Below are 19,006 nucleotides of genomic sequence, written 5' to 3'. Positions count from 1 at the left end.
TGCAGAATGGAACCATGGTCACGCAGCAGCACCCCTGGTCTCGCTATGTCGCCATCGGCGATTCGTTCACCGAGGGCATCGGCGACCCCGATCCCAACGTGCCGGGCGGCCACCGGGGCTGGGCCGACCGGGTTGCCGAGGTGCTCGGCCAGGGCGTCGAGGACTTCGCCTACGCGAATCTCGCGGTGCGAGGCAGGCTCATCCAGGAGATCATCGACGAACAGCTCGAACCTGCACTCGCATTGCACCCCGACCTCATCACGATCTCGGCCGGCGGCAACGACGTCATCCGCCCTGGCACCGATCCCGACGAGATCGCCGGCAGGTTCCAGTACGCGATCGAGCGGCTCTCACGCGATCGTGCGACGATCGTGATCTTCACGGGCGTCGATGTCGGCTTCTCCCCCGTGTTCCGCGGCATCCGCGGCAAGGTCGCGATCTACAACGAGAACCTCCGCACGATCGCCGCGAAGTACGACTGCATCGTCGCCGACCTGTGGGCGCTCACCACCATTCAAGACCAGCGCATGTGGGCGCCCGACCGCCTGCACCTCAACTCGCTGGGTCACCACACGGTCGCGCGCATGGTGCTCGCCGCGCTCAACGTCGAGAACTCGCTCGAGCCGCTGAAGCCCGAGCCCCTGCCTCTCAGCACGTGGCGCCAGGCTCGCTCCGAAGATCTCGCATGGGCCCGGGAGTACCTCGTGCCGTGGGTGCTCCGCCGGGTGCGCCATCAGTCGTCAGGCGACTTCGTCACGGCGAAGCGGCCAGACGCTGGGCCCTACTCGCGCGGCGACTGAGCCCCGGCCTCGAGGGCGCCGGGATTCGACAGGCGCCACCAGGCGCCCGGATCCTCGATCGCCGCATCGAGCTCGAGCGCGACGACGATCTCCTGCGTGCCGGCTCTGACCGTCGCGGTGCCGACCTCGGCGCCGCTCGCCGCGAGGGTGACGGGAGCGGCCACGACCTCGACGTCGACCGGGGTGTCGCTCCAGATGACGACGGATGCCCCTTCCACCGCACGTGCGCGGGCGGTGTCGCCCCACGCCGTGGAGTACGACGCCAACTCCTGGCCGGCCTCGAGTGCCGTGACCTCGTGGAATCCGGGTGCGATGCTGTCGAGGAGCGCGGCGATGGCCTCGTCGAGCACGGTGTGGTTCTCTCCTCCGAGCACCACGCCGACGACCGTGACGACCTGCGAGCCGACCGGGTAGTCCGCGGAGAACAGGAGGTTCGCCGCGTCGTCGGTCGTGCCGGTCTTGATGCCGTCGACGCCGTGGGAGCCGAGCATCTTGTTCGAGTTCTTGACGGTGCCGATCACGGGCAGGTCCATGCTCTGCGTCGCGACGAGCTCGGAGACCGTCGGGTCGGCGAGCGCGATCTCGCCGAGTTCGACGAGCTCGGCCGGCGTGCTGACGTTGTCGAGGGAGATGCCGCTCGAATCGACGAGCCGGGTGTTCTCGAGCCCGTGTTCGTCGAGCCAGCCTCGCGCGGCATCGAGGAACGCCTCCATCGACCCGTAGGCCCAGGTCGCGAGCGAGATGGCGTAGTTGTTCCCCGATGCGAGGAGCATCGCCGCGAGGCTCTGCCGCTCGCTCAGCGTGGTGCCGGCGCTCACCGGTGCGACCGAGCCGTTCTCGGCGACGACCTGCCAGTAGAGATCGACGTCGGCCTCGGTGTACTCGATGCCGGGGCCCTCTTCACCCGGCGCGAGCGGCTTGGCCTCGAGGATGAGCAGTGCCGTGACGATCTTCGTGATGCTCGCGATGGGCATGAGCGACTGGTCGGGGCTCGCGGCGAGGAGGCCCTCGAAGCCGACGGCTCCGACCGCGTAGCCGCCGAAGCCCGGCAGTGCGAGGGGCTGCGCTGCTGCCACGATGGGTTCGGGAGCCGACACCGCCGGTTGCGCAGCGGGGATCGGAGCGCCGAGCGCGTTGCCCGCGTACAGGCCGCCGGTGAGCAGCAGGGCGAGCACCACCGCGAGCGAGCCGAAGACGACGATGCGCCGCCGCCGGTACGTCGTGGTGCGATCGGGTCGGCGCTCGCGTTCGAGGGTCGGCAGTTGCGGTGACATCCGTTCGAGCCTAATCGTCGGCGCTGAGCGCGTAGAGCACGACGGCGGCCGCCGCTGCGACGTTGAGGGAGTCGACACCGTGCGCCATCGGGATCGTGACGACCGTGTCGGCCGCGGCGAGTGCGTTCCGGCTGAGCCCGTCGCCCTCGGCGCCGAACACGACGGCGAGCCGGGTGGGCGGATCGGCCGCGAGTGACCTGAGCGAGACGGCACCGTCGGCGAGGGCGAGCGCGGCGATGGCGAAGTCGTGGGCGCGCAGCATCCGCTCCGCTTCAGGCCACTCGGGAAGCCGGGTCCACGGCACCTGGAAGACCGTGCCCATGCTCACGCGAACGCTCCGGCGATACAGCGGATCGGCGCACCGCGGGCTGACGAACACCGCATCGGCGCCGAGCGCCGCGACCGAGCGGAAGATCGCGCCGACGTTCGTGTGATCGACGATGTCCTCGAGCACCACGACCCGGCGGGCGCCGGTGAGCAGCTCAGCGGGATCGGGCAGTTCGGGCCGCTCGAACGCGGCGAGGGCCCCGCGGTGCACGCGGTACCCGGTGATCGCCTCGAGCTGGTCGGGGTCGGCGAGGTGCACCGGGATGTCGAACGGAGCGAGGGCCTCCTGCAATCCGGGCAGCCACTTCTCCTCCATCAGCACCGAGCGCGGCCGGTGCCCCGCGGCGACCGCCCGGCGGATGACCTTCGCCGACTCGGCGATGTAGAGCCCTCGCTCGGGCTCGGTGGCGCTCCGCAGCGTCACGTCGGTCAGCCGCGCGAAGTCGGCGACAGCGTCGGATGCCGCGTCGCGGACTCGTTCGATGTGCATGGGTCTCCTCGCCTCCAGCCTGCCAGTGCACGAAACATTCCGGTAAACCGACACGTCTAGAATCAGACCACCGTCGAAGGGAGACGTGTGTCAATCGGCACCGGAGTACCCGTATCGACCGACGCCCTGCTCGACGAGGCGATCGGCCTCATGCGGGGCGCGCGCGTGGCCGTTCTCACGGGCGCCGGCGTGAGCACCGACTCGGGGATTCCCGACTATCGCGGCGAGGGTGCGCCCGTGCGCACGCCGATGACGGTGCAGGCCTTCCTGGCGTCTGAGAACTCGCGCAAGCGGTACTGGGCGGGCAGTCACCTCGGATGGCGCAGCTTCGGCAGCGCCCGGCCGAACATCGGACACCTGGCACTCGCGAAGCTCGAAGCGGGCGGGGTCGTCTCAGGCGTCGTCACGCAGAACGTCGACGGACTGCACCGCCGCGCCGGCAGTCGCCACGTCGTCGAACTGCACGGCAGCATGGATCGCGTGCTGTGCCTGAGCTGCGGCCAGCACTATGCGCGCCAGGCGATCGCCGACCGGCTCACCGAGCTGAACCCCGAGATCGACCTCGGCACCACCATCCGGCTCGCGCCCGATGGCGACGTGCAGGTCGACGACGTCGAGGCCATGGCCATCCCCGCGTGCACCGTGTGCGGCGGGGTGCTGAAGCCCGACGTCGTCTTCTTCGGCGAGTTCGTGCCGGCCGACATCTTCAAGGCAGCGGCGTCGCTCGTGCAATCGGCCGAGGTCCTGCTCGTCGCGGGCTCATCGCTCGTCGTCAACTCGGGCATGCGGCTCATCGAGCAGGCACGCCGGCGACGGCTCCCCATCATCGTCGTGAACCGCGGCATCACGAAGGGCGACAGCCGCGCCGTCGTGAAGATCGATGCCGGCGCGAGCGAGACGCTCACCGCCATGGCCGAGGCGCTGCTGGAGTGACACCGCGCCGCGCCACCTGTGCGCGGGGAGTTCAGGCGGGGGTGCGTCGGCGCCGGCGTGATTCGGGCGCTACCGTGCGCCGCATGAGTTCGAGCAGCCGCTCGGCTGACTCGCTCCAGGTGTAGCCCGCGGCGGCTTCGACTGCTGCCGCCGAACGACGCTCCCATTCCCCCTCGCGCTCGAGCGCCCACAATGCGGCCACGAGCCCCTCGGGATTGTCGGGATCGAAGAAGAGGGCCGCTGCGCCGCCGATCTCGCGGAAGATCGGGATGTCGCTCGCGACGACGGGCGTGCCGAGTCGCATGGCCTCGACGAGCGGGATGCCGAAGCCCTCTGCCCGCGAGGCCGTGACGAGGGCGGTGGCGCCGGCGAGCAGCTCGGCGTACTCGGCATCCGTCACGCCGTCATGGAAGACGAGCCTCGCTTGCGGCGCGAGCCTCGTGAGCCGGGCGCGCTCGACTGGCGTGATGCGGCTCAAGAGGTGCAGCTCGTGGTCGGGCAGCGCGGCGACGGCGCGCACGAGCGTGTCGACGTTCTTGTAGGGCATGAACGAACCCATGTAGAGGAGTCGATTCGCGGCCGGCCTGCGCCGGGGAAGCTCCGGGCGGCCGAGGCCGTCGGCGGCGTTCGGCACGACGGTCACCGGGCGATCGGTGAGGTGACGTTCACGGATGAGATCGGCGGTTGTCTGCGAGACGGTCACCACGGCATCGGCGCGATTGAGCAGCATCCGCTGCGGCCACCACGCGAGGTGGTAGAGCCGCCACAACAGGCGCACGGCGAGCGGCAGGTCGCGCGGCGGGGTGCGGTTCTCGTAGTAGATGAGGTCGTGCACCGTGAGCAGCAGGCGGTAGTCGCGCCCCCACGAGCCCATCGTCTGCATCGGCGTGAAGACGAGATCGGGCCGGAGCTTCTTCACCTGCAGCGCCACGAACGGTTCACGGATGCTCGTGACCGGACTCACGAGCTGCCACGGCAACGGCGGCAGCATCTCGAGTTGCCGGTGGTCGCTGATCAGCATGGTGAGCGGATGCCGCTTGCCGAGCTCGGTCACGATGCCGGCCGTGAACCGGCTGATGCCGTCGTGCTGCCCGATGCGGATGTACCGGCAGTCGACGACGAGCCTCACGCGCGTGCTCCGGAGCGCAGGAACTTCTGGATGCGCGCCGCGGCGTCGCCGGGGGTCTCGTAGTGGATCAGGTGGCCGACCTCGGGGATGACCTCGAGCGTGGCGTCGGGGAACAGCGTGGCGAGCCGGTGCTGGGCGGCGATCGGGGTGACGTCGTCGCGCTCGGCGGCGACGAGGAGCGTCGGCTCCTCGATCTGCGGCGCGTATTCGCGCACGTCGTGGCTCACGGAGGCCTGGAACGCCTCGAGCACGGCGTCGCGATCGCCGAACGCCGAGAAGTAGCGATCGTGCTGGTCGTGGATCCAGCGCCGCAGGGTCTTCGACCGGGTCTTCGCCATCGTCACGCTCATGACCCGCACGATCGCTCCATTGCGCAGCAGCGCGAAGCCCGCTCGCTCGGGCAGGGCGGCGGCCATGCGGTAGTAGAACACGGCGAGTCGGGTCATGACGCCGCGGGAACCCTCGAGCGCCGGTGCGCCGATCGGGTTCACGAGCACGAGTCGCTCGGGCGCGAGACCCCCGGCCACCGCCGCGGCAGCGACGATGGAGCCGAATGAGTGGCCGAGCAGCGCGAAGCGGCCCTCGATGCCGACCGCGGCGAGGAACGCCCTCAGCCAGGCCGCATAACCGTCGATGTCGTGGGGCCGGTCGGAGAAGTTGGCTGAGTCGCCGAAGCCCGGCAGGTCGGGTGAGACGATGCGGAATCCGGTCAGTTGCGCGACGACCGGCTCGAGGCCGTGGTGGTCGCCGCGGAACCCGTGCACGAGCACGAGCACGGGAGCGCGCTCGTCGCCGTACTCCCACCAGGCGGTCTCGGTGCCGGCCACGTCGGTGCGGTGCTCCCGCACGGGAATGCGAGCGAGCTGCTCTGCGTACGGGGAAGCGATCATCCTCGCCATTCTACGGGCGCGAGCTGGGCGTCAGAGCCCGCTCAACAGCGGATGCCGCGGACACGCGAGCAGCTCCCCCGCTGTTGACGGTGGCCACCCCTAGCCTGTCGACATGGATGACACGACCGCAGCTCCCTGGGCCGACACGCTGGCCGTCTTCGACCTCGAAACCACCGGCATCGACGTCGAGACGAGTCGCATCGTCACCGCGTACGTCGGTGTGCTCGGGCGCGACGGCGAGGTGATCGAGCAGCGCGACTGGATCATCGACCCCGGCGTCGAGATCCCCATGGCGGCATCGATCATCCACGGCGTCACCACCGAGCGCGCGCGCCTCGAGGGGCAGACACCGCCCGTCGCCGTCGCCGAGATCATCGCGGCCCTCACCGAGGTCGCGGGCCGCGGCCTGCCGATTGTCGCGTACAACGCCGCTTACGACCTGACCCTGCTCGATCGCGAAGCGCTGCGGTACGGCCTCACCGCGCTGCCGGTGCCCGGTGCCGTCGTCGACCCGCTCGTCATCGACAAGGCCGTCGACCGATACCGACGCGGCAAGCGCACCCTCTCCGCGACAGCAGAGCACTACGGGGTCTCGCTCATCGACGCCCATGACGCCGGCGCCGATGCCGTGGCCGCCGGCCGGGTCGCCCAGGCGATCGCCCGAGCCTTCCCCGAACTGGCCACGACCGCCGTGGCGGCGCTGCATGCGCAGCAGGTCGACTGGAGCCGCGAGCAAGCCGAGAACTACCAGGCGTGGCGGCGGGCGAACGGCAGTCCCGAGTTCACCACATCGGGCGAGTGGCCGGTGCGCTGAGCAGCGGAATCGCTCGCAGGCACGACGAAAGGCGGGCGACCTCGGTCGCCCGCCTTTCGTGTCGGCTCTTACTGGCCGAAGCCCTTGAAGCGCTTGTTGAACTTCTCGACGCGACCGGCCGAGTCCATGATGCGCTGCTTGCCCGTGTAGAACGGGTGCGACTCCGACGAGATCTCGACGTCGATCACCGGGTAGGTGACGCCATCGAGCTCGATCGTCTTGTCGCTCGAGACCGTCGAACGGGTGAGGAACGTGGCACCCGAAGCGAGGTCGCGGAAGACGACGGCGGCGTAGTCGGGGTGGATGTCGGTCTTCATGGAGACTTCCTTGTTGATCGGATGGTGACTTCGGACCTGCCGAGACGCAGCGCGCGCAGACAGGAAAGCGTGATGACCCTCGGGCCAGCTACCGATTCTAGCAGAATCGTCGCAAGCGCACGTCAAGCGGCGCGCGCGACGAATCGCCCGCTGGCCTCGCTGAGCTCGATCGGGATCCCGAACGTCTCGGTGAGGGTGTCGGAGGTGAGCGCGTCGTCGAGCGGACCGGCCGCGACGACCCCACCGTGGGCGAGGAGCATCGCGTGCGTGAAGCCGTTCGGGATCTCCTCGACGTGGTGGGTCACCATCACGATCGCCGGAGACGAGGGCGACGAGGCGTAACCGCCGAGGAGACCGACGAGTTCTTCGCGCGCACCGAGGTCGAGGCTTGCGGCCGGCTCATCGAGGAGCAGCAGCTCGGGGTCGGTCATGACCGAGCGGGCGATCTGGACTCGCTTCTGCTCGCCGTCGGAGAGACTGCCGAAACGGCGCTCGGCGAAACCCTCGAGGCCCCACTCCTTCAGCACCCGCTGCGCACGACGGAGGTCGACGGCCTCGTACTCCTCGTTCCATCGGCCCATCACCGAATAGGCGGCCGTGAGCACGACGTCGAGCACGGTCTCATTGCGCGGGATCTTCCGCGCCATCGCGGTCGACGCGAAGCCGATCATCGGCCGGAGCTCGAACACATCGGTCTTGCCGAGCGACTCCTGGAGCACGTCGGCAGTGCCCTTGGTGGGATGCATCCCGGCGGCGGCGATCTGCAGCAAGGTCGTCTTGCCTGCGCCGTTCGGCCCGAGAATCACCCAGCGCTCGTCGGAGTCGACGCTCCACGTCACCCCGTCGAGAATCGAATTGCCGTCGCGGACCACCGACACATCGCGGAACTGCAGAACCGTACTCGCCATGGTCCCAATGCTATCGGGCACGAAGTGGGCTCCTGACGCGCACGTGCTCGCCCGGCGGGCTATCGAGCCAGAACGGCCGCGTACACCTCGCGAGTGCGGCCGGCGATCGCGTCCCAGGCGAATCGCGCCTCGGCGCGCAGTCTGCCCGCCTCGCCCATGGCCCGCGCTCGCGCCGGATCAGCGACGACGCGAGTGAGTGCGGCGGCGAGGTCTTCCACGAAGCGATCGGGATCGAGGGGCGTTCCGGTGCCGTCGTCGGCCTGCTCGATCGGAACGAGCACGCCGGTGACGCCGTCATCGACGACCTCGGGTATGCCGCCCGTCGCCGTGCCGACGACGGGTGCGCCGCATGCCATCGCCTCGAGGTTCACGATGCCGAGCGGCTCGTAGACCGAGGGGCAGACGAACACCGTCGCGGCCGTGAGCAACGCGGTGAGCTCGGCACGCGGCAGGTGCCGATCGATCCAGACGACGCCGCTTCGCTCGGCCCGCAGGGCTTCGACGAGCGCGGTGACCTCGGCCATGATGTCTTCGGTGTCCGGCGCGCCCGCGCAGAGCACGAGCTGCACATCTTCAGGCAGCAGGCGCGCGGCGCGAAGCAGGTACGGCAGCCCCTTCTGGCGCGTGATCCGGCCCACGAAGATGACCGCCGGGCGGTCGGGGTCGACACCGAGCGCGCGTACCGTGTCGGGATCGTCGAGCGGCCGCCAGTCCTCGAGGTCGATGCCGTTGTAGACCACCTCCACGCGGGCGGGGTCGATCGACGGGTACGAACGCAGGATGTCGCGGCGCATCCCCTCGCTCACGGCGATCACCGCGTCGGCGTCTTCGAACGCCGTGCGCTCGACCCAGGAGGAGACCCGATAACCACCGCCGAGCTGTTCGGCCTTCCACGGGCGAAGCGGTTCGAGGCTGTGCGCGGTCACGACGTGCGGAACGCCGTGCAGTCGCTTCGCCGTGAACCCGGCGAAGTTCGCGTACCAGGTGTGCGAGTGCACGAGATCGGCTCCGGCGGCGTCGCTCGCCATCAGGAGATCGACCCCCATCGTGCCGAGCGCCTGGTTCGCCGCGGCGAACTCCGCGGGTGCGGGATAGCCGAATGTGCCGGCCTCGTCGCGTGGTGCACCGAAGCAGCGCACCACGACCTCGAGATCGCGACGCAGGGCACGCACGAGCTCGGCGACGTGCACGCCGGCTCCTCCATAGACCTCGGGTGGGTACTCGCGGGTGAGCAGGTCGACGCGCATGGTGCAACGCTAGCGCAGCGGCATCCGTCATGCTCCGACTTCGGTGCCCGCAGGGGCCTCGCTCTGGCTACGCTGGGGGGCATGGTGACGCGCAAAGTATTCGGCATCGTCCTCGCCGGCGGCGAGGGCAAACGACTCATGCCCCTGACCGAAGACCGAGCGAAACCAGCCGTTCCGTTCGGCGGGCAGTATCGGCTCATCGACTTCGCGCTCTCCAATCTGCTGAATTCCGGGCTTCGGCAGATCGTCGTGCTCACCCAGTACAAGTCCCACAGTCTCGACCGGCACGTCTCGCAGACCTGGCGAATGAACGGGCTGCTGAACTCGTATGTCGCGTCGGTGCCGGCGCAGCAGCGTCTCGGCAAGCGCTGGTTCTCGGGCTCGGCCGACGCGATCCTGCAGAGCCTCAACCTCATCTACGACGAGCAGCCCGACATCATCGCCGTCGTCGGCGCCGATCACGTGTACCGCATGGACTTCAGCCAGATGATCGACGCACACATCGAGTCCGGCCACGACGCGACCGTCGCGGCGATCCGGCAGCCGATCTCGCTCGCCGACCAGTTCGGCGTCATCGAGGTCGATCCCGCGCGCCCCGGCCACATCAGCCGGTTCCTCGAGAAGCCGACCGACCCCGTGGGCCTCGCTGACGCACCGCACGAAGTGCTCGCCTCGATGGGCAACTACGTGTTCAACGCCGACGCGCTCATCGATGCCGTGCTGCGCGACGGGGAGCGCACCGATTCGAGTCACGACATGGGCGGCGACATCATCCCGGCGTTCGTGGCGCAGGGCAACGCGGGCGTGTACGACCTCCGGAACAACGTCGTGCCGGGTTCGACCGATCGCGACCGCTACTATTGGCGCGACGTCGGAACGATCGACTCCTTCTTCGAGGCGCACCAAGACCTCATCTCGGTGCTGCCGGTGTTCAACCTCTACAACCGGGAATGGCCCATCTTCAGCCAGCAGTTGAACTCCCCGCCCGCGAAGTTCACTCGCGACGCGCGAGGCTCGCTCGGCACGGTCATCGATTCGATCGTCTCGCTCGGCTCCGTCATCTCGGGCGCGCACGTCGAGCGCAGCGTGCTCGGCCCGTGGGCGATCGTCGGCTCCGGCGCGCATGTCGCCGACTCCATCCTCTTCGACCGGGCGCGCATCGAGGCCGGTGCCACCGTGCAGCGGGCGATCCTCGACAAGGAGGTCGTGGTCGAGGCGGGTGCCCGCATCGGCGTCGATCGCGCCGACGACATCGCGCGGGGCTTCATCGTCACCGACACGGGCATCACGGTGGTCGGCAAGGGCTCCAGGGTCCGGGCCCTCGCGTGACGGATGGCGCCCCGGGCCGCGCGAGCGGCCCGCTCGTCGTGCTCGACGCCGACTCCACGCTCATCCGTGAGGAGGCGATCGAGCTGCTCGCCGAAGCCGCCGGCAGCCTCGCGCACGTGGCGCTGGTCACCGAGCGCGCGATGCGGGGCGAACTCGACTTCGCCGCGAGCCTCCGGGAGCGCGTTGCGACGCTCGCGGGACTCGATGTCGCCGTGCTCGCCGAGGCACGTGAGCGGATGACGCCGACGCCGGGCCTCGGTGAGCTCATCGCCGGCGTGCACGCCGCGGGCGGGCGCATCGGCGTGGTGTCGGGCGGTTTCCATGAGTTGCTCGACCCGCTCGCCGAGCGCCTCGGGCTCGACTTCTGCCGGGCCAATCGGCTCGAAGTCGACGGCGGTCGCCTCACCGGGCGAGTCGACGGCCCGATCGTCGACGCCCACGGCAAGGCCGCCGCGCTCGATGAATGGGCGGCGGCCAGCGGCATCCCGCTGCGACGCACCGTCGCGGTGGGCGACGGCGCCAACGACCTGCTCATGCTCGAACGCGCCGCCCTCGGCGTGGCGTTCTGTGCGAAGCCGATCGTGCGCGAACGCGCGCACGTCGCGATCGACCGGCCCGACCTCTCGGGCGTTCTCGCACTCCTCGGACTTCGCGGATAGCGGCATCCGGCGGCCGATCGGCCGTCGGCTGCGACATCCGATTCCAACCCGTGGCGCGCTAGTGGCCCATGCCGAGTCCGCCGTCGACGGGAATCACCGCGCCCGAGATATACCCGGCGTCGTCGCCGCTCAGCCAGGTGACGACCTTGGCGACTTCGGCGGGCGAGGCGAATCGGCCGAGCGGGATGCTCTTCTTGTACTCGGCCTGCTGGGCCTCGGGCAGCTCGTCGGTCATGTCGGTCTCGATGAAGCCGGGCGCGACGACGTTCGTCGTGATGTTCCGGGCGCCGAGCTCACGCGTGAGCGACCGGGCCATGCCGACGAGACCGGCCTTCGACGCCGAGTAGTTGACCTGGCCGGCCGATCCGTAGAGGCCAACGACGCTCGAGATGAGCACGATCCGGCCGAAGCGGGCCTTCAGCATGCCCTTGGACGCGCGCTTGATGACACGGAACGCGCCCGAGAGATTGGTGTCGATGACGCTCGTGAACTCGTCTTCGCTCATGCGCAGCAGGAGCGTGTCTCGGGTGATGCCGGCGTTCGCCACGACGACCTCGACGGGACCGAGCGCCGCCTCGACCTCGGAGAACGCCCGGTCGAGCGATGCCGCATCCGTGACATCCGCCCGCACCGTGAGCGAGCCTTCGGGGCCCTCTCCTGAGCGCGCCGTGACGGCGACACGATGGCCCTGTGCGAGGAACTCGCCGGCGATCGCGAACCCGATGCCCCGATTGCCCCCGGTCACGAGGACGGTGCGGCTCGTCGTCATTCTGGACTCCGTTTCTGTGCGTGCGGCCGATCGGCCCGTCCCAGCATACGGCCGTCCATTCCCGGGTATCCGCCCGTGCTGAGCGGCGTAGGCTTGAGGCGGAGGAACGCCGAGCGACCCACGGCGAGCATCATGAAGCAGCAGTCGATCACCACGCTCCCGCCCTCGCCAGAGGCCGAGCGGCGCTCGCGCATGATCAAGTACTCCGTCGCGATGTCGATCCGCGTGCTCTGCATCGTCGCGATGCTCTTCGCACAGGGTTGGTGGCTCGTGGTGTTCGCAGCCGGGGCGATCTTCCTGCCGTACATCGCGGTCGTGCTCGCGAACGTGGGGGGCCCGACGCGCGCGCCGGAAGTGCTCCGCCCTGGCAACCTGGTGCCGACGACTCCCCCGGGCCCGAGCGCGGTTCCGGGCACGGGCGAAGCGCCGTCGACGGCGGATGCACCGAAGACGGCCGAAGCGCCCACGCCCGCTGCACCCGACGCGAACGAGGAACCCGACGCCGAGCGAGGCGGCCGGTGATCGGCGGTCTCGGCGGTGTGGGCGGCGAGCTCGCACAGGCAACCTGCTCCCGCGCGGGATGCCGCGAAGCGGCCGCGTGGCGCATCGAATGGCGCAACCCGCGCATCCACACGGGCGACCGATCGAAGACGTGGCTCGCGTGCGAGGAGCACGTCGGGTACTTGCGCGAGTTCCTCGAGGCGCGCTCGTTCCCGGTCGAGGTGCAGCCGTTCGCGGCATCCGACACCGTCGTCGAGGCCGGTTCGATTCCGGATGCCGCCACGAGGAGTGATTCGTGAGTTCGTGGTCGTTCCTCCGCTCGCCGCGCTGGGCCGGGTACCTCGCCCTCACCGTGGTCTTCGCCGTCGCGTGCTCGGCGCTCGGCACCTGGCAGTTGAACCGCCGCGCCGAGGCGCTCGCCGAGGTGGCGAGGATCGACGCGAACTACGACGCCGAGCCCGTGCCGCTCGCCGAGGCACTGCCCGACCCGGCCGAATTCGACGTCGACCAGCGCTGGCAGGTCGTCGAGCTCTCGGGAAGCTACCTCGTCGACGAAGAGGTCGTCGTGCGCAACCGCCCGTTCGAGGGCAACTCGGGCTTCGAGGTGATCACGCCGTTCCGACTCGATGACGGGCGTGTCTTCTGGGTGAATCGCGGATGGATCGCGCAAGCACCCGACGGGCGCCCGAGCGACGTGCCGTCCCCGCCCGATGGTCACCTCGAGATCACTGCGCGGCTGAAGGCCGGCGAGGATCGCATCGCCGGGCGCACGTCGACGGGCATCGAGCTCGCGACGATCGATCTCGACGAGCTCGCCGCTCGCATCGACGAGCCGACCTACACGGGCGCGTACGGCGTGCTCGTCGAGTCGCGTGCGGAGAGCGATGAACCGCCGCTCGCCGCGGCGCGCCCGGTGCGCGACGAGGGCCCGCACCTGTCGTATGCCCTGCAGTGGTTCGTCTTCGCCCTGCTCGGGTTCATCGGACTCGGGTGGTCGGCGAACCAGGAGCGGAGGGCGGTCGCCGAGCTCGCAGCCGGACCGGATGCCCCGCCCGCCCCGCCGCGCAAGCCGAAGCGCGAGCGTGGCGACGCCGACATCGAGGACGAGATCCTCGATCGGCGGTGATGCTGGCCGTCAAGCCAGCTCGATGAGCTCCTGGTACTCACTGCTCCAGTGGTCTTCGGTGCCGTCGGGCATGATGAGCACGCGCTCGGGGTTCAGTGCCTCGACCGCGCCCGGGTCGTGGCTCACGAGCACCACGGATCCTTCGTAGTGCGCGAGCGCGTCGAGGATCTCGGCGCGGCTCGCGGGGTCGAGGTTGTTCGTCGGCTCATCGAGGAGCAGCACGTTCGCACCTGAGACGACGATCATCGCGAGGGCGAGACGCGTCTTCTCGCCGCCCGAGAGCACACCGGCGGGCTTGTGCACGTCGTCACCTGTGAACAGGAAGGATCCGAGCACCTTACGCGCCTCGGTCTCGGTGAGGTTCGGTGACGCGCTCACCATGTTCTGCAGCACGCTGCGCTGCACGTCGAGGGTCTCGTGCTCCTGGGCGTAGTAGCCGACGCGGAGTCCGTGGCCGGGCTCGACGACGCCCGTGTCGGGCTGGTCGACCCCTGCGAGGATGCGGAGCAGGGTCGTCTTTCCGGCACCGTTCAGTCCGATGATGACGACCTTCGACCCGCGGTCGATCGCGAGGTCGACAGCGGTGAAGATCTCGAGCGAGCCGTAGCTCTTCGAGAGGTCGCTCGCAGTGATCGGGGTGCGGCCGCACGGCGCAGGCGTCGGGAAGCGCAGCTTCGCGACGCGGTCGACGGCGCGCACCTCGTCGAGGCCCGCGAGGAGCTTCTCGGCTCGAGCGACCATCTGGTGCGCCGCGGCGGCCTTCGAGGCCTTCGCGCCGAACTTCGCGGCCTGCAGCTGCAGGACGCCGGCCTTCTTCTCGGCGTTCGCGCGCTCCTTCTTTCGTCGCTCCTCGTCGGCCGCGCGCTGGCGCTGGTAGTGCTTCCAGCCCATGTTGTAGACGTCGATCATCGAGCGGTTCGCATCGAGGTAGAACACGCGGTTCACGACCTCGCCGACGAGCTCGACATCGTGGCTGATGACGATGACGCCGCCCCGATAGCCCTTGAGGAACTCGCGGAGCCACACGACCGAGTCGGCGTCGAGGTGGTTCGTCGGCTCGTCGAGGATCATCGTCTCGGCGTCGGAGAAGAGGATGCGGGCGAGCTCGATGCGCCGGCGCTGGCCGCCCGAGAGCGTCTTCAGCGGCTGGTCGAGAATGCGATCGGGCAGGTTCAGGTTCGAGGCGATCGAAGCGGCCTCGGCCTCGGCGGCATACCCGCCGAGCGCCGTGAAGCGGTCGGTGAGGTTGCCGTACTTCTTCATCGCGCGCTCGGCGACGGCCGCGTCGTCGCTGCCCATCTGCATCGAGGCCTCGTGCATGCCGAGCACGAGCGATCCGAGACCACGGGCGTCGAGGATGCGCGTGCGGGCGAGCATCTCGGGGTCGCCCGAGCGCGGATCCTGCGGGAGGTAGCCGATCTCGCCGCCGCGATCGATGCGGCCGCCGGTCGGCAGGGTTTCGCCGGCGAGGGTCTTCGTGAGTGTGGTCTTGCCGGCGCCGTTTCGGCCGACGAGGCCGACCTTGTCGCCCGGGGAGATGCGGAAGTCGACGTGCTCCATGAGCACTCGTGCGCCGATGCGGATCTCGAGATCATGGACGGCGAGCACGGGAATCCTCCGGAGCGACGGGTGTGGGATGGCGTGCCGAGCGGCACAGCCTCCCAGTCTATCGTTCCGGGGCAGCCGAACATCGACGGCAGCTGTACGGCGGGCGACGGATGTCACCGGCATCCGCCAGACTCGGGGCATGCCGAAGCTCGCCAGCGACGCCCGTGTTCGCGCCGCCCGCCTCGACGCTCACGGGCTGCGGAGCGGCCTGCCGTCGGTCACCGCCGCGGTCACGAGGCTCGGCGCCATACAGGCGCAGGACTTCACCGCCGCGAAATGGGTGATCGGGGCGCGAGTGCCCGGCTCGGTCGCCGCCGATGTCGATGCGGCGATCGCCTCCCGCGAGATCGTGCGGTCCTGGCCGATGCGAGGCACGCTCCATCTGCTGCCGACCACGTCGCTGCGCCCGATCCTCTCGATCACCGGCCCACGGGAGCTGCAGCGCGCGGCGACGCGCCATCGGCAGCTCGAGCTCGACGATGGCGTCTACCGGTCCGCCCGCGCCGTCGCCGAGACGGAGCTCGCGGGCGGTGCCTCGCGCTCACGCGATGAATTGCAAGCGGCATGGAATGCCGCCGGCATCGAGACGGCCGGCCAGCGCGGCTATCACCTCATCTGGTGGCTCGCCAACGACGCGGTGGTCTGCTGGGGCCCCACCGAGGCTCGTGGGCAGCGACTCGTGCTGCTCGACGAGTGGGCACCCGACAAGGCCCCGCATACCGACCGCGATCAGACGCTCGCGGCCATGTTCGTCGCGTACGTCACCGGGCACGGGCCGGCGACCGTTCGCGACTTCGCGTGGTGGAGCGGCCTGACGCTCGGCGACGCTCGCGTCGGCCTCCTCACCGCCGGAGACGCCGTCACCCCGTTCGACGACGAACGCTTCGTCGCTGCCGACGCCGGATGGCCGGCCGACGCCCACTCCGACACACCGCGCGTGCGGAGCAGGCTGGCCCTCGCCGCGTTCGACGAGTACTTCCTCGGCTACGCCGATCGCACCGCGGTGTGCGATCCGGCGCATGCCACGAGCGTCGTTCCGGGTGCAAACGGCGTCTTCCAGCCGATACTCGTCTCGAGCGGCCGCGTCGTCGGCACGTGGAAGCGAACACCTGGTCGCGGCGCGCAGGCCGTCACGCTCTCCGGCTTCGACGCGACATCCGCCATCGAGGCATCGGCCTATCGCCGGGCGTTCGGTGAGTGGACCCGCTTCTGGGGACTCGAACTCGGCGAGATCACCGCACGAGCGTGAGGGCATGCGAACGGGCGGCCCCGACCTGCGAGACCGCCCGTTCGATGGCGTGGATTTACTGCTCGAGCGCGGCCTGCAGCTCGAGGGTGATCGTCACGGTCTCGCCGAGGAGCACGCCGCCGGTTTCGAGGGCCGCGTTGTAGGTGAGCCCGAAGTCCTCGCGGTTGATGACGGTCTTCGCCGTCGCGCCGCCCTTGTAGTTGCCCCAGGGGTCGCCGCCGAAGCCGCCGAAGTCGAAGTCGAACGTGACGGGCTTCGTGACGCCACGGATCGTGAGATCGCCGTCGACCTTGAAGTCGCCGTCGTCGACGCGAACGCCGGTCGACACGAAGTCGATCGTCGGGTACGTCTCGGCGTCGAAGAAGTCTCCCGTGCGGAGGTGCCCGTCGCGGGCCGCATCGTTCGTGCTGATCGAGGCCACTTCGGCCGACGCGGTCACGGTCGAGTCGAGCGGGTTCTCACCGGTCACGAAGGTCGCGTCGAAGCGCTCGAACTTGCCCTTCACCTTGCTGATCATGAGGTGGCGGATGCTGAAGGCGACCTCGCTGTGCGCGGTGTCGATCTTCCAGGTGCCAGCCTTGTAGCCGGGGATCTCGGTCGTCAGAGCGGTGCTCGTCATAAGTGCGGTCTCTCTCCAGGTCGATGTCGCGCGGCCGATCGGCCACACACATGCAAACACATGAATCCGGGAGGTATTCCCGATACCCAGATACGACTCAGGTTGAGAGCGCTCGCCGCATCGTGAGCACGCGCGTGACAGCGTCATCGAGGCGCTCCTCGCTGATGCGGCCGTTCTGCACGGCCGCGGCGATCGCACCGGCGAGGGACGACACCGAGATGCCGAATTCAGCTGGATCCGCCGGCAGCACGTACAGCAGCAGGTCGGCACCCGCCGCGACGGCGCGCACGGCGTTCTCGCCCGGATCGGCGAACTCGGGCAAGCCGTTGTGCTGCAGCATGAGCATGTCGTCGGTGACGACGATGCCGTCGAAGCCGAGATCGTCTCGAAGGATCCGATGCCACTCCAGGGAGAGCGAGGCCGGGGCGGCATCGATCGCGGGATAGGCCAGGTGGCCCGTCATGACCATCTCGGCGCCGGCGTCGATTCCCGACTGGAAGGGCAGGGAAGGGCCCGCGCGCCACTCGTCGATCGTGAGCGGCGCACTCGGAACGCTCAGGTGCGAATCGCCGGGCGCAGCGCCATGGCCAGGGAAGTGCTTGAGCGTGCTCGCGACGACTCCGCGCTCCCCCTCGACCGCCGCGGCGACGCGGTCGGCAGAGCCTGCCGGATCGGTGCCGAGGACGCGGCCGAAGATGAACGAGCCGGGATCCGCCGTGACATCGGCGACGATGCCGAAGTTCGCCGAGATCCCGCCGTCGGCGAGGTAGCGGGCGCGTAAGGAGAACGCGTCGCGCGACGCTGCGGGAGGGGCTGCTCGCAGGCCTTCGGCGCTCGCCGCGTCGTCCCAATGGAGCCGCTGCACCTCACCGCCCTCCTCGTCGATGCCGATGAGCGGCGGGGCTTCGGGGTCGACCTCGAGCGCCGCAGTGAGCGCGGCGAGTTCGGCCGGCGTGGCGGGGATGTTGTCGCCCATCAGGATGAGTCCGGATGCACCGGCGTCGACGAGCGCGCGGAGGGGCGCAGGGTCGGTGCCCGGTGCATGCAGCATGAGCAATGCGGCGGACTTCTGCTCGAGCGTGAGCTGCGACATCCGCTCGTCGACCCAAGCGGCGATCGGATCGATTGGGGTCGGCGTCGGCGTCGCCGTCGCAGAGGGCGCGGGCGCCCTCGATTCGGGTGACGGTGCCGGCGCACCGCCCGCGCACGCGGCCACGCCGATGAGCACCGCCGTCACCAGGAACGGCAGCGCCGCCGTTCGCTTCACTCGCACCGGCCCGAGTTTACGCTGCGTGTCCGAACGAACGCTCCGCCGCAGGTGGGTAGACTCGCGTGGCCCGAGGGGGGTGGGGATGCGAACCGGGATTCGTGTGCTGGCAGGACTCGCGGTGGTGCTCGCGACGACCCTCACCGTGCCCATCGCCGCCTTCGCCGAGGAGTATCCGAGCTGGGAGGAAGTGGAGTCCGCCAAGCGCGACGTCGCGTCACGTGAAGCCGAGGCGAGCCGCATCACGGCGTTCGTCGACGAGCTCGAGGCCGAGTCCGGCCGACTCGGCGATGCTGCCGTCGCCGCGGCGGCCGCATCCGCAGCGGCCGAGTCCGCGCACGCGGACGCCTCGGCACGCGCCGAGACGATGCGCGTGAGCGCCGATGCTGCCGAGGCCGAAGCCGTCTCGGCCGCGCGGCAGCTCGCCAGGGTCGGCGCCGTGCTCGCGAGATCAGGCGGCGCCGATGTCACATTGCGGCTCCTGTTCGGACCCGACGACGACCACGATCTGCTCATCGGCCTCTCACGAGCGGCGCAACTGACGAATGTCTACGGCTCGGTCGTCGATGGAGCGCGCGCCGCCGAAGCGGACGCGGCGGCGCTCAGCGCGCAAGCCGAGGTCGCCGAACGAGAGCGAGCCCGCCTCGCACGCGAGGCCTCCGCCACGGCCGAGGCCGCACGCATCGCGCACGAGGCCGCCGCCGCACGCGTCGCCGAGCAGCAGGCCGCCCTCGACACGCTGTACGCCCA

Annotated in this window: 20 protein-coding genes and 1 pseudogene; 10 read left to right on the top strand and 11 right to left on the bottom strand. The window is 69.8% G+C overall.

Features of this window, described 5'->3' with window-relative positions; genetic code table 11:
• Positions 1 to 14: 14 nt before the first annotated feature.
• A complete protein-coding gene (locus ESP51_RS09315; RefSeq protein ID WP_129520632.1) occupies positions 15 to 800 on the top strand; it encodes an SGNH/GDSL hydrolase family protein in 786 nt (261 codons plus the stop codon).
• Here the strand turns inward: ESP51_RS09315 and ESP51_RS09310 are convergent.
• A complete protein-coding gene (locus ESP51_RS09310; protein WP_129520631.1) occupies positions 782 to 2,074 on the bottom strand; it encodes a D-alanyl-D-alanine carboxypeptidase family protein in 1,293 nt (430 codons plus the stop codon). The genes ESP51_RS09315 and ESP51_RS09310 overlap by 19 nt on opposite strands.
• A gap of 10 nt (positions 2,075 to 2,084) precedes the next feature.
• The gene (locus ESP51_RS09305; protein ID WP_129520630.1) at positions 2,085 to 2,891 is read right to left on the bottom strand and encodes a TrmH family RNA methyltransferase; all 807 of its coding nucleotides are present in this window, start codon (positions 2,889 to 2,891) and stop codon (positions 2,085 to 2,087) included.
• Between the two features lie 150 nt (positions 2,892 to 3,041).
• Between ESP51_RS09305 and ESP51_RS09300 the strand changes: the two genes are divergently transcribed.
• A complete protein-coding gene (locus ESP51_RS09300) occupies positions 3,042 to 3,824 on the top strand; it encodes a Sir2 family NAD-dependent protein deacetylase (protein ID WP_129520698.1) in 783 nt (260 codons plus the stop codon).
• 31 nt (positions 3,825 to 3,855) lie between these two features.
• Here ESP51_RS09300 and ESP51_RS09295 read toward each other — a convergent pair whose 3' ends face one another.
• Together ESP51_RS09295 and ESP51_RS09290 are read right to left on the bottom strand one after the other, a co-directional pair.
• A complete protein-coding gene (locus ESP51_RS09295; RefSeq protein ID WP_129520629.1) occupies positions 3,856 to 4,953 on the bottom strand; it encodes a glycosyltransferase family 4 protein in 1,098 nt (365 codons plus the stop codon).
• Positions 4,950 to 5,843: an alpha/beta fold hydrolase gene (locus tag ESP51_RS09290; RefSeq protein WP_129520628.1), complete on the bottom strand. Its 894-nt coding sequence runs from the start codon at positions 5,841 to 5,843 to the stop codon at positions 4,950 to 4,952. The genes ESP51_RS09295 and ESP51_RS09290 overlap by 4 nt, the downstream gene beginning before the upstream one ends.
• Before the next feature lie 112 nt (positions 5,844 to 5,955).
• Between ESP51_RS09290 and ESP51_RS09285 the strand changes: the two genes are divergently transcribed.
• Positions 5,956 to 6,657 (top strand): exonuclease domain-containing protein, encoded by a 702-nt coding sequence (locus ESP51_RS09285; protein ID WP_129520627.1) that lies wholly within the window; start codon positions 5,956 to 5,958, stop codon positions 6,655 to 6,657.
• Positions 6,658 to 6,725: 68 nt separating this feature from the next.
• Here the strand turns inward: ESP51_RS09285 and ESP51_RS09280 are convergent, their stop codons facing one another.
• The 3 genes from ESP51_RS09280 to glgA form a co-directional block, all read right to left on the bottom strand.
• Entirely contained in the window at positions 6,726 to 6,974 is a 249-nt protein-coding gene (locus tag ESP51_RS09280; protein ID WP_129520626.1) for a type B 50S ribosomal protein L31, read from the bottom strand.
• Positions 6,975 to 7,096: 122 nt separating this feature from the next.
• Positions 7,097 to 7,882, bottom strand: coding sequence for an ABC transporter ATP-binding protein (locus ESP51_RS09275; RefSeq protein ID WP_129520625.1), 786 nt, complete (start codon positions 7,880 to 7,882; stop codon positions 7,097 to 7,099).
• 59 nt (positions 7,883 to 7,941) lie between these two features.
• Positions 7,942 to 9,129: a glycogen synthase gene (gene glgA, locus ESP51_RS09270; protein ID WP_129520624.1), complete on the bottom strand. Its 1,188-nt coding sequence runs from the start codon at positions 9,127 to 9,129 to the stop codon at positions 7,942 to 7,944.
• 81 nt (positions 9,130 to 9,210) lie between these two features.
• Here glgA and ESP51_RS09265 point away from each other — a divergent pair, with 81 nt between their 5' ends.
• Together ESP51_RS09265 and serB are read left to right on the top strand one after the other, a co-directional pair.
• Complete coding sequence (locus tag ESP51_RS09265) at positions 9,211 to 10,458, top strand: glucose-1-phosphate adenylyltransferase (protein WP_129520623.1); 1,248 nt, start codon at positions 9,211 to 9,213, stop codon at positions 10,456 to 10,458.
• Positions 10,455 to 11,117 (top strand): phosphoserine phosphatase SerB, encoded by a 663-nt coding sequence (serB, locus tag ESP51_RS20850; RefSeq protein WP_241843083.1) that lies wholly within the window; start codon positions 10,455 to 10,457, stop codon positions 11,115 to 11,117. The genes ESP51_RS09265 and serB overlap by 4 nt, the downstream gene beginning before the upstream one ends.
• Before the next feature lie 58 nt (positions 11,118 to 11,175).
• On the opposite strand, the gene ESP51_RS09255 is transcribed toward serB, so the two are convergent.
• Positions 11,176 to 11,886: a beta-ketoacyl-ACP reductase gene (locus tag ESP51_RS09255; RefSeq protein WP_129520621.1), complete on the bottom strand. Its 711-nt coding sequence runs from the start codon at positions 11,884 to 11,886 to the stop codon at positions 11,176 to 11,178.
• A gap of 132 nt (positions 11,887 to 12,018) precedes the next feature.
• On the opposite strand from ESP51_RS09255, the gene ESP51_RS09250 reads away from it, so the two are divergent.
• The 3 genes from ESP51_RS09250 to ESP51_RS09240 are packed head-to-tail and all read left to right on the top strand — an operon-like array spanning position 12,019 to position 13,513.
• Positions 12,019 to 12,408, top strand: a complete 390-nt coding sequence (locus ESP51_RS09250; RefSeq protein WP_129520620.1) for a DUF3099 domain-containing protein — start codon at positions 12,019 to 12,021, stop codon at positions 12,406 to 12,408.
• A complete protein-coding gene (locus ESP51_RS09245; protein WP_422386838.1) occupies positions 12,405 to 12,686 on the top strand; it encodes a hypothetical protein in 282 nt (93 codons plus the stop codon). Before ESP51_RS09250 ends, ESP51_RS09245 begins: the two co-directional genes overlap by 4 nt.
• The gene (locus tag ESP51_RS09240; protein ID WP_129520619.1) at positions 12,683 to 13,513 is read left to right on the top strand and encodes an SURF1 family cytochrome oxidase biogenesis protein; all 831 of its coding nucleotides are present in this window, start codon (positions 12,683 to 12,685) and stop codon (positions 13,511 to 13,513) included. The genes ESP51_RS09245 and ESP51_RS09240 overlap by 4 nt, the downstream gene beginning before the upstream one ends.
• A 9-nt stretch (positions 13,514 to 13,522) precedes the next feature.
• Here ESP51_RS09240 and ESP51_RS09235 read toward each other — a convergent pair whose 3' ends face one another.
• Complete coding sequence (locus ESP51_RS09235; protein ID WP_129520618.1) at positions 13,523 to 15,121, bottom strand: ABC-F family ATP-binding cassette domain-containing protein; 1,599 nt, start codon at positions 15,119 to 15,121, stop codon at positions 13,523 to 13,525.
• Positions 15,122 to 15,260: 139 nt separating this feature from the next.
• Here ESP51_RS09235 and ESP51_RS09230 point away from each other — a divergent pair, with 139 nt between their 5' ends.
• Positions 15,261 to 16,370 carry a winged helix DNA-binding domain-containing protein gene (locus tag ESP51_RS09230; RefSeq protein WP_164990472.1) on the top strand — a complete coding sequence of 370 codons (1,110 nt, stop codon included), beginning with the start codon at positions 15,261 to 15,263 and terminating at the stop codon, positions 16,368 to 16,370.
• A gap of 55 nt (positions 16,371 to 16,425) precedes the next feature.
• Here ESP51_RS09230 and ESP51_RS09225 read toward each other — a convergent pair whose 3' ends face one another.
• Both ESP51_RS09225 and ESP51_RS09220 read right to left on the bottom strand, forming a co-directional pair.
• The gene (locus ESP51_RS09225; protein WP_164990471.1) at positions 16,426 to 16,989 is read right to left on the bottom strand and encodes a YceI family protein; all 564 of its coding nucleotides are present in this window, start codon (positions 16,987 to 16,989) and stop codon (positions 16,426 to 16,428) included.
• A 97-nt stretch (positions 16,990 to 17,086) separates the two neighbouring features.
• Positions 17,087 to 18,262, bottom strand: coding sequence for a glycoside hydrolase family 3 N-terminal domain-containing protein (locus tag ESP51_RS09220; protein WP_241843082.1), 1,176 nt, complete (start codon positions 18,260 to 18,262; stop codon positions 17,087 to 17,089).
• A gap of 79 nt (positions 18,263 to 18,341) precedes the next feature.
• Between ESP51_RS09220 and ESP51_RS09215 the strand changes: the two are divergent.
• A pseudogene (locus tag ESP51_RS09215) lies at positions 18,342 to 19,006 on the top strand (hypothetical protein); the annotation flags it as partial.

Origin of the sequence: Agromyces albus, from assembly GCF_004134825.1 — a bacterium.
In the GTDB taxonomy this organism is placed as follows: Bacteria; Actinomycetota; Actinomycetes; order Actinomycetales; family Microbacteriaceae; genus Agromyces; species Agromyces albus.
The sequence above is the reverse complement of the archived record's forward strand: the minus strand, read 5'-3'. Positions and strand labels throughout refer to the sequence as shown.

Coding starts and splice junctions, on each gene's coding strand:
- ESP51_RS09305 (WP_129520630.1), bottom strand. CDS start 2,891: ATGCACATCGAACGAGTCCGCGACGCGGCATCCGACGCTGTCGCCGAC.
- ESP51_RS09310 (WP_129520631.1), bottom strand. CDS start 2,074: ATGTCACCGCAACTGCCGACCCTCGAACGCGAGCGCCGACCCGATCGC.
- ESP51_RS09230 (WP_164990472.1), top strand. CDS start 15,261: ATGCCGAAGCTCGCCAGCGACGCCCGTGTTCGCGCCGCCCGCCTCGAC.
- ESP51_RS09300 (WP_129520698.1), top strand. CDS start 3,042: ATGCGGGGCGCGCGCGTGGCCGTTCTCACGGGCGCCGGCGTGAGCACC.
- ESP51_RS09315 (WP_129520632.1), top strand. CDS start 15: ATGGTCACGCAGCAGCACCCCTGGTCTCGCTATGTCGCCATCGGCGAT.
- ESP51_RS09255 (WP_129520621.1), bottom strand. CDS start 11,886: ATGACGACGAGCCGCACCGTCCTCGTGACCGGGGGCAATCGGGGCATC.
- ESP51_RS09285 (WP_129520627.1), top strand. CDS start 5,956: ATGGATGACACGACCGCAGCTCCCTGGGCCGACACGCTGGCCGTCTTC.
- ESP51_RS09250 (WP_129520620.1), top strand. CDS start 12,019: ATGAAGCAGCAGTCGATCACCACGCTCCCGCCCTCGCCAGAGGCCGAG.
- glgA (WP_129520624.1), bottom strand. CDS start 9,129: ATGCGCGTCGACCTGCTCACCCGCGAGTACCCACCCGAGGTCTATGGA.
- ESP51_RS09280 (WP_129520626.1), bottom strand. CDS start 6,974: ATGAAGACCGACATCCACCCCGACTACGCCGCCGTCGTCTTCCGCGAC.
- ESP51_RS09290 (WP_129520628.1), bottom strand. CDS start 5,843: ATGATCGCTTCCCCGTACGCAGAGCAGCTCGCTCGCATTCCCGTGCGG.
- ESP51_RS09275 (WP_129520625.1), bottom strand. CDS start 7,882: ATGGCGAGTACGGTTCTGCAGTTCCGCGATGTGTCGGTGGTCCGCGAC.
- ESP51_RS09225 (WP_164990471.1), bottom strand. CDS start 16,989: ATGACGAGCACCGCTCTGACGACCGAGATCCCCGGCTACAAGGCTGGC.
- ESP51_RS09265 (WP_129520623.1), top strand. CDS start 9,211: ATGGTGACGCGCAAAGTATTCGGCATCGTCCTCGCCGGCGGCGAGGGC.